The sequence below is a fragment of the Streptomyces sp. NPDC002838 genome (assembly GCF_040295365.1).
Classification (GTDB): Bacteria; Actinomycetota; Actinomycetes; order Streptomycetales; family Streptomycetaceae; genus Streptomyces.
Genome location: NZ_JBEOVF010000009.1, coordinates 197,740 through 210,623, shown reverse-complemented (window position 1 = coordinate 210,623; position 12,884 = coordinate 197,740). Strand labels below are relative to the sequence as shown.

General features: G+C 71.6%; 10 protein-coding genes. 3 read left to right on the top strand and 7 right to left on the bottom strand.

Annotated features, from left to right (window positions below):
- Nucleotides 1-33: 33 nt before the first annotated feature.
- The 3 genes from glgC to ABT063_RS15105 all read right to left on the bottom strand — a co-directional run bounded on the left by glgC (nucleotide 34) and on the right by ABT063_RS15105 (nucleotide 3,289).
- Complete coding sequence (glgC, locus tag ABT063_RS15115; protein WP_351057734.1) at nucleotides 34-1,254, bottom strand: glucose-1-phosphate adenylyltransferase; 1,221 nt, start codon at nucleotides 1,252-1,254, stop codon at nucleotides 34-36.
- A 101-nt stretch (nucleotides 1,255-1,355) separates the two neighbouring features.
- Nucleotides 1,356-2,516, bottom strand: a complete 1,161-nt coding sequence (gene glgA, locus ABT063_RS15110; protein ID WP_351057733.1) for a glycogen synthase — start codon at nucleotides 2,514-2,516, stop codon at nucleotides 1,356-1,358.
- Between the two features lie 38 nt (nucleotides 2,517-2,554).
- Nucleotides 2,555-3,289 (bottom strand): (2Fe-2S)-binding protein, encoded by a 735-nt coding sequence (locus tag ABT063_RS15105; RefSeq protein ID WP_351057732.1) that lies wholly within the window; start codon nucleotides 3,287-3,289, stop codon nucleotides 2,555-2,557.
- Nucleotides 3,290-3,516: 227 nt separating this feature from the next.
- On the opposite strand from ABT063_RS15105, the gene ABT063_RS15100 reads away from it, so the two are divergent.
- Nucleotides 3,517-4,710 (top strand): DMT family transporter, encoded by a 1,194-nt coding sequence (locus tag ABT063_RS15100; protein ID WP_351057731.1) that lies wholly within the window; start codon nucleotides 3,517-3,519, stop codon nucleotides 4,708-4,710.
- Here ABT063_RS15100 and ABT063_RS15095 read toward each other — a convergent pair.
- Entirely contained in the window at nucleotides 4,700-5,878 is a 1,179-nt protein-coding gene (locus ABT063_RS15095; protein ID WP_351057730.1) for a transglycosylase family protein, read from the bottom strand. The two genes, ABT063_RS15100 and ABT063_RS15095, sit on opposite strands and share 11 nt — an antisense overlap.
- A gap of 336 nt (nucleotides 5,879-6,214) precedes the next feature.
- Here ABT063_RS15095 and gnd point away from each other — a divergent pair, with 336 nt between their 5' ends.
- On the top strand, nucleotides 6,215-7,654 hold the full coding sequence (gene gnd / locus ABT063_RS15090) for an NADP-dependent phosphogluconate dehydrogenase (RefSeq protein WP_351057729.1): 1,440 nt from the start codon (nucleotides 6,215-6,217) through the stop codon (nucleotides 7,652-7,654).
- Nucleotides 7,655-8,709: 1,055 nt separating this feature from the next.
- Here the strand turns inward: gnd and ABT063_RS15085 are convergent.
- The 3 genes from ABT063_RS15085 to ABT063_RS15075 form a co-directional block, all read right to left on the bottom strand.
- The gene (locus ABT063_RS15085) at nucleotides 8,710-9,060 is read right to left on the bottom strand and encodes a GNAT family N-acetyltransferase (protein WP_351057728.1); all 351 of its coding nucleotides are present in this window, start codon (nucleotides 9,058-9,060) and stop codon (nucleotides 8,710-8,712) included.
- A 71-nt stretch (nucleotides 9,061-9,131) separates the two neighbouring features.
- Nucleotides 9,132-9,551, bottom strand: a complete 420-nt coding sequence (gene panD, locus ABT063_RS15080; protein ID WP_351057727.1) for an aspartate 1-decarboxylase — start codon at nucleotides 9,549-9,551, stop codon at nucleotides 9,132-9,134.
- A 195-nt stretch (nucleotides 9,552-9,746) separates the two neighbouring features.
- A complete protein-coding gene (locus ABT063_RS15075; RefSeq protein ID WP_351057726.1) occupies nucleotides 9,747-11,369 on the bottom strand; it encodes a PucR family transcriptional regulator in 1,623 nt (540 codons plus the stop codon).
- Between the two features lie 255 nt (nucleotides 11,370-11,624).
- Between ABT063_RS15075 and solA the strand changes: the two genes are divergently transcribed.
- Nucleotides 11,625-12,761, top strand: coding sequence for an N-methyl-L-tryptophan oxidase (solA, locus tag ABT063_RS15070; protein ID WP_351057725.1), 1,137 nt, complete (start codon nucleotides 11,625-11,627; stop codon nucleotides 12,759-12,761).
- Nucleotides 12,762-12,884: the final 123 nt, after the last annotated feature.

The following is a 12,884-nucleotide window of genomic DNA, read 5'->3' as shown; positions in this document are numbered from 1 at the left end:
GTCCGGCTAAGTCCAGATATGCCCGAGCCGCCCCTACGAGACCACCTGCCCCTTCCCCAGCGCGATCACCCCGCCCTTGGAGACCGTGTACAGCGCCGAGTCCCGCTCCGGGTTGACGCCGATCGTCGCGCCCGGCGGCACCTCGACGTTCTTGTCGAGGACGGCACCGCGCACCACCGCGCCCCGCCCGATGTGGACGTTGTCGTGCAGCACCGAACCCTGTACGACGGCTCCCGGGTCGACCACGACACCCGGCGAGAGCACCGACCGCGTGACCTGGCCCCGGATCAGGCAGCCCGCGCTGATGATGGACTCGCTCGCCATGCCGCCTGCGTTGAAGCGGGCCGGCGAGAGCTGGCCCGAGTGGGTGTAGATGGGCCAACTGCGGTTGTAGAGATTGAAGGCGGGGCGCTCGGCGATCAGGTCCATGTGGGCGTCGTAGTACGCGTCGAGCGTGCCGACGTCACGCCAGTAGCCCCGGTCACGGGTGGTCTCCCCGGGGACGTGGTTGGCGCTGAAGTCGTACAGCTGGGCCTCGCCGCGTTCGGTGAGCTGGGGCAGGATCGAACCGCCCATGTCGTGCACGGAGTTCTCGTCCTCGGCGTCCCGTTGCAGCGCCTCGATGAGGGCCTTGGTGGTGAAGATGTAGTTGCCCATCGAGGCGAAGACGCACTCGGGGTCGTCGGGCAGGCCGGGCGGGTCGGCGGGCTTCTCCAGGAAGGTGTCGACGGTCAGGCCGTCGGAGCCGGGGCTGATCACACCGAAGGACGACGACTCGCCACGCGGGACACGGATCCCCGCCACCGTCACGCCCACGCCGCTCTCGATGTGCTGGGCGAGCATCTGGCGCGGGTCCATGCGGTAGACGTGGTCGGCGCCGAACACGGCGACGTACTCGGGCCGTTCGTCGTAGATGAGGTTCAGCGACTGCAGGATCGCGTCCGCGCTGCCCAGGTACCAGCGCGGGCCGAGCCGCTGCTGGGCCGGAACCGGGGTCACGTAGTTGCCGAGCAGACTGGACATCCGCCAGGTGGTGGTGATGTGCCGGTCCAGTGAGTGCGACTTGTACTGCGTGAGGACGCAGATGCGCAGGACGTCGGCGTTGACGAGGTTGGACAGCACGAAGTCGACCAGGCGATACGTTCCTCCGAAAGTGACCGCGGGTTTCGCGCGGTCTGTGGTCAGGGGCATCAGGCGCTTGCCTTCCCCGCCCGCCAGTACGATTCCGAGCACCGAAGGTCCGCCACGACGCATGGCCGCTCCTATCACCCAGGTTGATCCATGCCTGCCCTCTGCCCCTGAGCAGGTCGTACTAAGCCTGTCCGAGGATCTACCTTGCCGTATCCGTCCTGTTTCTAGGCCTGCTTGAGGATCTCCTCGTACAGCCGGACCGTGCGCCGGGCGACCGCGTCCCAGCCGAACTCGCCCACCGCGCGCTCCCGTCCGGCCTCGCCCATCCGCCGGGCGGCCTCCGGATCACCGAGGACCGAGTCCAGCGCCCGCGCGAGGCCCGTCTCGAAAACATCGTCATCGCGGTCCGCCGCGACGAGCAGCCCGGTCTTGCCGTCGTCCACGACCTCGGGGATGCCGCCGACCCGGGAGGCCACGACGGGAGTTCCGCACGCCATCGCCTCCAGGTTGACGATGCCGAGGGGTTCGTACACCGACGGGCAGACAAACACGGCCGCATGCGTGAGGAGTTGGATCACCTCGGGGCGCGGCAGCATCTGCGGGATCCAGTGCACGCCCTCACGGACGCGGCTGAGCTCCTGGAAGAGGTCGCGGAACTCCTGGTCGATCTCGGGGGTGTCGGGGGCGCCCGCACACAGCACGACCTGCGCCGCGGGATCGATGTCCCGGGCCGCGCGCAGCAGATGGGGCACGCCCTTCTGGCGGGTGATGCGGCCGACGAACAGCACGTACGGGCGGGCCCGGTCGAGGCCGATCCGGTCGAGGACGTCGGTGCCGTGGTCGGGTCGGTACAGGCTGGTGTCGATGCCGTTGTGCACGACGTGGACCCTGGCCGGGTCCAGCGCCGGGTAGCAGGTGAGGATGTCCTCGCGCATGGCCCCGGAGACGGCGATCACCGCGTCGGCGGCCTCGATGGCGGTGCGCTCGGCCCAGCTCGACAGGGCGTATCCGCCGCCGAGTTGCTCGGCCTTCCAGGGGCGCAGGGGCTCCAGGGAGTGGGCGGTCATCACGTGCGGGACGCCGTACAGGAGCTTGCCGAGGTGGCCGGCGAGGTTGGCGTACCAGGTGTGGGAGTGGACCAGTTCGCGGCCTTCGAGGCCGGCGGTCATGGCGAGGTCCACGGAGAAGGTGCGCAGCGCGTCGTTGGCGGTGTCCATCGCCGACCAGGGGCGGTGGCGGATCACGCCCTCCGCGCGCCCCTCGCCCCAGCAGTGCACGTCCAGGTCGACGAGGGACCTCAACTCCCGGGCGAGGAACTCGACATGGACACCCGCACCGCCGTACACGTCCGGCGGGTACTCCCGGGTCAGCAGTCCCACTCGCACCCGGAACCCCCTGTCTCAGCGGCTGCTTGTCTTCATGGTCACCCAGATGCGGCGCGCGGGGAAGAGCGCGGGGGGCGTGTGAAGCAACAGTCACCACAGACGCCTGCGCCGGGCACACGGTAGTAGAGGCAGCAGCTGCGGCGCCGGAAGGCGGTGCCGGTGAGGATTCCGGTGCCGGCGAGGAAGGGGTGGGCGAGGAGTTCCGTCGCGAGGTCGCGGGCCCGCGCGGCGGCGTCCGTACGGCCGCTCGCCCGTGCCCAGACGTCCAACTGCCGGGCGGCTCCGGCCAGCGCGGAGGCCGCGTTGCCCCACAGCAGGCCCGGCGCGATGCGGTACGAGCCGCGCAGCGCCTCCGTCAGCGGCCGGAGGTGACCGTGCAGCACGACGTCCGCGAGGGTCGTGGCGTCGGCGGGCAGCGGTCGTACGGCGGACAGCCACAGGTCGTCGGGGGCGCTGCCGTCGGGGTCCCAGTGCAGCAGGCTCGGGTCGAGGTCGGGCAGCGCGTCGTAGAGGGCGGCGCAGCCGAGCGCCACCGACCACAGGCGGGCGGCGAGGCCCTGTTGGGCCACCGAGGCCGCGACTCGCACCTCGGGGGCGTGGAGGGCGCCCGCGACCTTGTGGACGCGGAATGCCAGGGCGTCTCCGTAAGGATGCGATGCCTCTCCCTCGTAGACGTCGGCGAGCGGCGGCGATGAGCACGGCGCCGCTCCCGTACGTAGTACGAAGAAGCCGCCGAGCGGCCGGAGCGCGGCAAGTTCGGAGTCGAGGTCCACGAAGAGCAGTAGTACCAAGGTCAGGAGGCCTGTCCCCCAGGGGATCCACCCCGCCGTCACCCACCTTGGGGAGGACGGCGGGGCGGTCGTACTCCATCGGCAGTAGGACCCATTGCCTGCTCAGGTACGACGACGGGAAGAACTTTTCACGGCATCGTGTTGGCTATGGAAGCCGACCGTTCGTCGCACCGGGGTCACCGCCCCCGCCCCACGCAGAGGAGCAGTTGATGAGTGCCCTCGCGTTGTCCGTGCTGCTGTCGCTCGTCTCCGCCGTCGCCTATGCGGCCGGAGCGATCGTGCAGGAGCGGGTCGCGGTGTCCTCCCCCGGTCAGCAGTACGCGCCGCTGCGTCGGCCGATCTGGTGGGCGGCAGTGGCGCTGAACGGTCTCGGCGGACTGCTGCACGTGGTGGCGCTCGCCTACGGCCCGTTGAGCCTGGTCCAGCCGCTGGGCGCGCTGACCATCGTGTTCGCCCTGCCCATGGCGGCGCTGTTCGTGGGCCGCAAGGCCGGAGCGACCGCATGGCGGGGCGCGGTCATGGCGACGGTGGGCCTCGCCGGTCTGCTGTCCCTGGTCGGCGCGTCCGACGCGCAGTCGCTGGACACCGCGCAGCGGGTGCTCGTCGCCCTGGTCACCGCCGGTGCGGTCGTCACCCTGATGATCGCGGGCCGGGCCGCGCACCGGCACCCGGCCGTGCGCAGCATCCTGCTCGCGACCGCGTCCGGCATAGCCTTCGGCATGTCCTCGGTGTTCACGAAGACGGTCGCCGTCGACTGGACCGGCGGGCTCTCCGCGTCCGACCTGCCGTCCCTGGCCGTGATAGGTGTGCTGGCCACGGCCGGCATGCTGCTGTCGCAGGCCGCCTACCGCGGTGCCGGGCTCGCGGCGCCGCTGGCCACGCTCACGGTCGTGAACCCCGTGGTGGCGGCCGCGGTCGGCCTCACGATGTTCGGCGAAACCTTCCGCTACGGCAGCGCCGGCACCGCGCTCGCGCTGAGCTGCGGCGTGGTCGCGGCGGGCGGTCTGATCCTGCTGACCACGGAGCGGATCGGGCGCACGGACGCCGAGCCGGTGCCTGAGGCGGAGCTGCTCGCGCCGCTGCCCGAGCGGCCGGTGGGCGCCCTGCGGGAGGAGGTCCTCGTCCCGGCCCCGACGCCGGCGGCGATCCAGGAGGTCCTCGTGCCGGCTCCGTCGGCCGTACCGGTCCAGGGGGGCGGGGCCCTCGTGCCGGCCCCGTCGGCGGTACCGGTCCAGGAGAGCGCCCTCGTCCCGCCCGCGCCGCCGGTCCAGGAAGGCGTCCCCGAGGACAGGGAGCCGCCGGAGGCCGACGCGTCTGCGCACCACTACGGCCTCCTCTACGGCGGCCTGTACGTCCCGTTGCCGCCGGTCGTCGGCCGGCACCGCACGCGCGTCAGATCCTGACGCCGCCGGCCCTCAGGTAGCCCACCGGGTCGATGTCCGTACCGAAGCCGGGCCCCGTCCGCACCTCGAAGTGCAGATGCGGGCCCGAACTGTTGCCGGTGCTTCCCGAGCGGCCGATGCGCTGCCCGGCGCCCACCGTCTGGCCGGACTTCACCGAGATCGCCGACAGGTGGGCGTACTGGGTGTAGCGGCCGTCGGAGTGCCGGACCACCACCTGATAGCCGAAGGAGCCGCCCCACCCGGCGGTGACGACCTTGCCCGCCGCGACGGACTTCACGGAGGTACCGGTGGGCACGGGGAAGTCGACCCCGGTGTGGTAGCCCTTCGACCAGGAGGAACCCGCCTTGCGGTACGGCGTGCCGGTGCCGGCGGCGACCGGGGCGACCAGGGTGCTGCTTTTCGTCGCCTTTTCTTCGGCCTCTTCGGTGTCGGTGCCCGAAGCGGGCTTCTTGGTCGCGGACTTGCCGGTGGCCGGTGTGGTCGTCGTGGCGGTGGCGTCCTGGGCGCGCAGCTTCAGCCGCTGGCCGGGCAGGATCAGGTCGGGGTCCGGGCCGATGGTCTTCCGGTTGGCCGCGTACAGCCCCCGCCAACCGCCCCGGACGCGCTCGGCGTCGGCGATACCGGACAGCGAGTCGCCGCGCACCACGGTGTACATCTCGGCCGTCCCGGCCCGGGACTGCGGTGTGGTCTGCGGCTGCACGTCCTGTACGGAGGTGCCGCCCGTCTTCTTGGTGCTCTTCTTGGCGGTGTCCTCGGAGGCGCCGGCGGGCTGGATGTCCGGGGTGTCGCCGCCCCGGGTCAGCCCGGCCCGCACCGAGCACACCGGCCAGGCGCCGGGTCCCTGCCCGTCCAGCACCTTCTCCGCCACGGCGATCTGCTGGTCCTTGGTGGCCAGGTCCGCCCGCGGCGCGTACCGCGTGCCGCCGTACGCCTCCCAGGTGGACTGGCTGAACTGCAGTCCGCCGTAGTAGCCGTTGCCGGTATTGATGTTCCAGTCGTTGGTCGACTCGCACGCGGCGACCTTGTTCCAGGTCTCCACGTCGGCGGCCTGGGCCACGCCGGTACCGATGAGCGGGATCGCCATCCCGGCGCCGCCCGCCGTGACGGTGAGTGAGGCGCGGTTGATCCTGTTCGGCTGATACCGGCGGTGCCGGCCGCGCACGGCCATGAAAAGCCCCCCTCGACATGCGTCAGGAGGGGCAAAAGTAAGCGCCGCGAACAGGCCATGACAAGACAGCAATCGGCCGCTTGGTCACGCCAAGTGGCGCGTATGGAGCGCTCCTTGGCCTGATCGACGGCGCTCCTCGGCCCGATCGGCGGCGCTCGCGCTGAGGCGCACGGCCCCTTCCGTGCGTACTCACCCCCGTCGGGTCCGGTGTACGACGGGCGTACCGGCACGTCAGGATGGTCCGGGGAGTCCGGGGAGCAATACTGGCGGGCAGCACGACGTTATGCAGGACCTACGCGATCTACCGGATCTTCTGGATCTTTAGGAGCAGGCGGTATGAGCACAACAGCCCAGATCGGCGTCACGGGGCTCGCGGTCATGGGCCGCAACCTCGCCCGCAACTTCGCGCGCAACGGCTACACGGTCGCGGTGCACAACCGGACGGCGTCGCGGACGCGCGCCCTGGTGGAGGAGTTCGGGAGCGAGGGCGACTTCATCGCGGCCGAGACGGCCAAGGACTTCGTCGCGGCGCTTGAGCGGCCGCGCCGTCTGGTCGTCATGGTGAAGGCCGGTGAGCCGACCGACGCGGTGATCGAGGAGTTCGCGCCGCTGCTGGAGCCCGGCGACATGATCATCGACGGGGGCAACGCGCACTTCGCGGACACCCGGCGCCGCGAGCGCGAACTGCGCGAGCAGGGCATCCACTTCGTCGGCATGGGCGTCTCCGGCGGTGAGGAGGGCGCGCTGCACGGGCCGAGCATCATGCCGGGCGGGCCGAAGGAGTCGTACGACTCTCTCGGTCCGATGCTGGAGAGGATCTCCGCGAAGGCGGCGGACGGGGCGCCCTGTGTGACGCACGTCGGTCCGGACGGCGCCGGGCACTTCGTGAAGATGGTGCACAACGGCATCGAGTACGCCGACATGCAGCTGATCGGCGAGGCGTACCAGCTGCTGCGGGACGTCGCCGGATACACCCCCGCCCAGATCGCGGACATCTTCCGCACCTGGAACACGGGCAGGCTCGACTCGTACCTGATCGAGATCACCGCCGAGGTGCTGTCGCACGTGGACGCGGCGACCGGCAAGCCGTTCGTGGACGTGGTGGTGGACCAGGCGGAGCAGAAGGGCACGGGCCGGTGGACGGTCCAGATCGCCCTCGACCTGGGCGTCCCGGTGTCCGGCATCGCGGAGGCGGTCTTCGCCCGCTCCCTGTCCGGGCACGCGGCGCTGCGGGAGGCCTCGCGCGGGCTGGCCGGGCCGAAGGCCCTGCCGCTGAGCGACTCCGAGGCGGGTGCCTTCGCCGACCGGGTGGAGCAGGCGCTGTACGCCTCGAAGATCGTGTCGTACACGCAGGGCTTCCACGAGATCGCCGCGGGCAGCGAAGAGTACGGCTGGGACATCGACCTGGGTGCCGTCTCCGCGCTCTGGCGCGGCGGCTGCATCATCCGCGCGGCCTTCCTGGACCGCATCCGCGCCGCGTACGACACCCGGCCGGACCTGCCGAGCCTGCTGTCCGACGAGACGTTCGCGCAGGAGATCGCGGCGGCGCAGGACGACTGGCGCGAGGTTCTGATCGCGGCCACCCGCCAGGGCGTCCCGACTCCGGGCTTCGCCGCGGCCCTCGCGTACTACGACGCGCTGCGCGCCGAGCGCCTGCCGGCCGCGCTGACGCAGGGACAGCGGGACTTCTTCGGCGCGCACACCTATCGGCGGACCGACCGGGACGGCTCGTTCCACACGCTGTGGGGTGGGGATCGGTCGGAGGTCTCCGCGTAGGCGAGGTACAGCGCGGTCAAGGCTTGGCGCGGCGGTGGGCGGCTGGGGTCGTCCACCGCCGTTGTGTTACGGCGGGGGCGGCGCGGACGTGAGGACTGCGATGGCGAGGGCGTCGGCCGAGCGGACCGGTGGGCGGCACGCGCCGGCCCCCGGAGGGCGGACCCGATCGGGGCCCCCGGGGGAATGGCAGCCACGCCGATCACGGCCCGAAGAGCGGCGGCCCGAGGGCCGGGCCGCCGCTCTTCGGGCCGGGGTCGGCGCCCGCCTCAGGACAGCGGCGGTCCCGGCTCCGGATTCGGTACCGGCTCCGGGCCCGGTGGGATCGGGGACGGAGAGGGCTCGGGGGTCGGGCGCGGACCCGGAGGCGGGGGCGGCGTCGGCTGCGGCGGCGGCGGCGGTGTCGGCTCCGGTGGAGGTTCCGGGGTCGGGACCGGGTCGGGGTGCGGCTGCGGGCGCTGCGGATCCGGGTCCGGTGCGGGCCCCGGCCCGGGGCCCGGCGTGGGTCCGGGCTGAACGGGGTCGGGGTAGGGGTTCGTCATGACGTCCTCCGGCCAGTCGGTCGACGTAGGCTCTGGACTACTCCCCCGCGTACCCGACGGCGGCCTCAGCACTCACTCCCCCGCGTGAACGGCCTGGCCCGGGTGGGCCTCTGTCGGTGTGCCGCGTCCGGCCCCCCGCCTCCAGCCCCGTGCGGGGGCTGGAGAGGACCAGCAGACGGGTTGTCGTCTTCGGCTCTCTGCCGGATTCGCTCGGCACCCGTGAAGGGCACCGGCGCACCCGCCACCGCCCCGACTCGGGCCGCTCGGGCAGGCCGTGCTCCGGCGTCCACCCTCAGAAGTGTAGGTACCAGTCGGTGTCGCTCGCCCCGAAGCGCGGCCGGGCGCCGTCGACGAGACGGGTCCGCACGGCGAGGGGCGGCCGATGTGGGGCCGCCCCCTCGATCAGGAACACGGTCGGCCCCAGGACGCCATCCAGCGCGGCGGGCACGCCGCCCGCGACGGCTTCGGGGGCTCGTCGCGGGCCCGCGCCGGCAGCCCTCGGCAGTCGTACGGCTGTCAGAACCGGCCGGGATGCTCCGCGAGCCAGTCCTTCGCCGCCCGCAGCAGCTCCGGGTCGGCCGCCGGAGCCTGGTCGGGATGGCGCTCGGCCCACTTGACGACGTACGGGCACAGCGGTGCCACGGCGATGCCCTCGCGCTCGGCCGTGGCGTACAGCTCGCGCGCCAGCGAGCCCGCGATGCCCTTTCCCTCGTGGGCCGGTTCGACGATCGTGTGCACCGGGACGAGCGCGCCCTCGGGTGACGCGAGGACGAAGTACTCGATGCGGCCGACGACTTCGCCGCCGCCGACCGCCTCCAAGCGGCCCGCCGCCCGGTCGTCGCGGATCTCGATGTCGCTGTCACTCATGGGCACGCTCCTGGTCCGTACGTACGGAGTCGGTGGTCAGGGGTCAGAGGTCAGGAGTCAGGAGTCAGGAGTCAGGCGGACACCGACTGCGGGCTGCGCTCCTGATCCGAGCCCGGCACCGGCTCGGACGCGTCGGCCCCCAGGGCCACCACGCGGTTGGCCCGGTCCACGTGCACGACCCGCGGTTCGAGTGCCCGCGCCTCGGCGTCGGTCACCTGCGCATAACTGATGATGATCACCAGATCTCCGGGGTGGACGAGGTGGGCGGCAGCGCCGTTGATCCCGACGACACCCGAGCCGCGCTCGCCCTCGATGACGTACGTCTCCAGGCGGGCGCCGTTGGTGATGTCCACGATGTGCACGAGCTCGCCGGGCAGCAGGTCGGCGGCGTCGAGCAGGTCGGCGTCGATGGTCACCGATCCCACGTAGTGCAGATCGGCCTGGGTGACGGTGGCTCGATGGATCTTTGATTTGAACATGGTGCGCAGCATGGAGGATACTCCCGGAATCTAGGCTCCCTGCCCGCGTTTTTGCAGGTCAAGGGCTGTTTCCTTACCTTACGACGAGTCGTGTCTCCAGCCTACGCACCGGCCTTCGCCGGCCTCCGTGACCTTCGCCACTGCGGTCTTGTGGGGGCAGCGGGCCCCAGACCGGGCCAGGCCGGTGCGGCCGGGCGGGAGCCCTCGTCACACGCCGGGAGCCGCTTCTTCCCGTGAGTCCAGGACAAGCACCGCGACGTGCAGGGATGTGCGTTGCAGGCCCGATTCCAGGTCACATCCCAGGAGCCGTTCGATCGTGTGGAGACGCTGGTAGAACGCCTGCCGGGACATGCCGGCCCGCTTCGCCGCGACCGACTTGTTTCCGGCTGACGCCAGATAGGCACGCAGCGCGGGGAGCAGGTCGCCGCCGTTGCGGTCGTCGTGCTCGATGAGGCGGGTCAGCTGCCGCTCCGCGTACCGCTGGAGACGGGTGTCCTCCCGCAGTACGCCCAGCAGTTCCGGCAGCCCGACGTCGGACGGGACATAGAACCACCGGTCCGGGGATGCCGACGTGATGGCCTGTGCGGTCTGCTCCGCCTCCTGCCATGACCGGGCGATCCCGGAGAGGTCGGTCACGCCGGGTCCGACCGCGACGATGACGTCCGGGCCGAGCTCCTCGCGGGCGAGACGGCCGATCCGCTCGGCGACCGGCTGCCAGGCGCTGGCCTGCGCCAGCGCGAGGAGTACGCCGATCCGGCCCGGGGCCGTCTCGCCGACCAGTGCGCGGACGCCGGTCCGCTCCAGTTCCTTCGCGATCCGCTCGTCGAGATGCTCACTCTCCCCATCGGGTCTCGTGTGGCGGATCAGTACGGGGAACAGCCGGTGCCCGAAGGCCGGCAGGCCCAGTGCCTCGGCTCGGGCGCGGGCGTCCGCGGGGGAGCGGAAGCGCCGTTCGTACAGGTCCCGCAGCACGGAGCGGTGGGCCCGGCGCTCCCACCAGGCCGGTCCGGCCAGGCGTGCCATCGTCAGGGCGACCGCCGCACGTTCCAGTATCAGCACGTGTTCCGGGTCGGGTTCCGGGCTCTGCCGGCTGTCCAGCAGGATCAGCCGTCCCCACAGGCCCTGGTGGTCCTGCACGGGGGCTATCAGCCAGCCCTCCGGGCCGCTCGGCTCGGTCTTCTCAAGAGTCGGCGCCACTCGGGAGCGCCGGGACCAGGCCGACACCACCGGCTCGTACGGCCGGCCGAGCAGTTCACACATCAGGACCCGGTGGGTGAGGTCCTCGAGCACCACGGGAGCTCCGGTGAGCTCCGCGGTGGTGTGCACCACTTCCTCGGGAGTCGCGCCACGCAGGGTCAGGGCGGTGAAGGTGTCCTGGACGTCCCTGCCGCGGCGCAGCAGTGCGCCCTGGGCGTCGAGGATGAGGGCGTGCACTGTCTGGGTGACGTCGATGAACCGGACGCCGCGGGCGAGTTCGACCAGCGGCACCTCGCGGGCACGGCAGGCCGCGACCAGTTCGTCGGGCACCCTCCGGTAGCGGTAGCCGAGTTCCACGATCAGGCCGGCCGCTCCGACGTCGGCGAGTTGGTCGACGTAGTCACGCAGCTTCGAGGTGTCCTCGGGATACGGCATGCCGGTCGTCAGCACGAGCTCGCCGCCTTCGAGGAAGTCGGCGGGATTGAGCAGTTCGGTGACGTGCACCCACCGCACCGCACGGTCCAGCCGCGACTCACCGGCCAGGACACGTGGCAGCCCTTCGACGAGCACAGGGAGGCCCAGGACGTCCCTGATGGTGATGAAACGCCTCGTTACAAGGCGTTTCGGGGGCATATTCCGTGGCATCGAGGGCCCACCTTCGCACCAGGTCGTTTCCGTGGCAAGGGGGCGATGTTAATTCCCAAAGGCGGTCCTTCCACCGCGACAGACCGTCCCGAGGACGCCCCGTGGTGGAACAGAGTGTGTGTTGACCTGCGATGTCGGCCGCGACGAGAGTGAACGTCATCCCAGCGGGCCCGGATCGCACCGGCCGCACGAGAGCTGGATGCACGACTCCCACCCCAGCCGCCCTCGCCAGAAGGAGCGCCCATGAGCACCCCGAAGCGCGTCGCCGTGATCGGCGTCGGCAGCATGGGCAGCCAGGCCATGTGGCGACTGGCCGCCCGCGGCGCCGAGGTCATCGGTTACGACCGGTACGCGCCTGGTCACGACCGCGGCGCGGCAGGAGGCGAGACCCGCATCTTCCGCGCCGCCCACCTCGGTGAACCCGCGTACATTCCGCTGCTGCGCCTCGCGGACCGGATGTGGGACCGGCTCCAGCAGGAGACGGGCCGTTCGCTGCGACGCCGCAGCGGCTGCCTGGTGATGGGTGAAACCGCCTCATCCTCCATGCGTCTCCTCCTCTCCTCCAGCGCCACCCATCGGCTGGATCACGAGGTGCTGGACCAGGAGGGCCTCGCCCGGCGCTACCCGCAGCACCGCCTCCCGGAGGGACACACCGCCGTCCTCGACCGGATGGGCTGCATCATCAGGCCCGAGGCGTCGGTCCAGGCCGCCGCCGGGCGCGCCGAGCAACTGGGCGCCCGTCTGCACCGCTACACCACGGTCCGGGAGGTGGCGCCCGCGGCGGGCGGCGGCGTGGACATCGCCACCGACCACGGCACCGACCATGTGGACGCCGCGGTGGTGACCGCGGGCCCCTGGATCAACACCCTGCTCCCGGACCTTCCGCGGACGGTCGACATCCGCCGGCTGATCAGCTCGTGGCACATCCCCACCCGCCACGACTGGTTCGCGGACGGCGCCCCCGCGTTCGTACGCAGCACACCCCACGACTGCTACGGACTGCCGTCGCCCGACGGCATCTCCGTCAAGCTCGGCCTCTCCCTCGCGCGCTATCTGCCGGTTCCCGACCCCGAACGGCTCGACCGTACGGTCCGCCCGGCAGAACTCGACACCTTCCGCCAACTCATCCGTGAACTGATGCCCGATCTGAACCCCGACCCCATAAGGCTGTCGGTCTACATGGAGGGCTACACCGAGTCCGGAAACCCGCTCGTCGGTCATCTTCCCGGCGAGGACGACATCGTCGTCATGGCCGGATTCTCCGGCAGCGGCTTCAAACTCTCCCCCGCCATGGGCGAGATCGCGGCCGACCTGGCGCTGGGCGGCACCACGGAGCACCCCGTCGGCTTCCTCGCACCGGCCGGACTCGGCGTGGCCTGAGACTCGCGGTTCCCGATCCGGTCCGGCCCCCCGTCCGCGGACACCCCATCCACGGACCCCGTCCGCGAACACCCATGCCCCAAGACACCCATGTCCCCGGACCCGCACGTCCCCGCACCCCGG

Excerpts from the sequence above, each read along its gene's own strand:
- glgC (WP_351057734.1), bottom strand. The coding sequence starts at position 1,254 with ATGCGTCGTGGCGGACCTTCGGTGCTCGGAATCGTACTGGCGGGCGGG.
- ABT063_RS15100 (WP_351057731.1), top strand. The coding sequence starts at position 3,517 with ATGAGTGCCCTCGCGTTGTCCGTGCTGCTGTCGCTCGTCTCCGCCGTC.
- ABT063_RS15095 (WP_351057730.1), bottom strand. The coding sequence starts at position 5,878 with ATGGCCGTGCGCGGCCGGCACCGCCGGTATCAGCCGAACAGGATCAAC.
- gnd (WP_351057729.1), top strand. The coding sequence starts at position 6,215 with ATGAGCACAACAGCCCAGATCGGCGTCACGGGGCTCGCGGTCATGGGC.
- ABT063_RS15085 (WP_351057728.1), bottom strand. The coding sequence starts at position 9,060 with ATGAGTGACAGCGACATCGAGATCCGCGACGACCGGGCGGCGGGCCGC.
- panD (WP_351057727.1), bottom strand. The coding sequence starts at position 9,551 with ATGCTGCGCACCATGTTCAAATCAAAGATCCATCGAGCCACCGTCACC.
- ABT063_RS15075 (WP_351057726.1), bottom strand. The coding sequence starts at position 11,369 with ATGCCCCCGAAACGCCTTGTAACGAGGCGTTTCATCACCATCAGGGAC.
- solA (WP_351057725.1), top strand. The coding sequence starts at position 11,625 with ATGAGCACCCCGAAGCGCGTCGCCGTGATCGGCGTCGGCAGCATGGGC.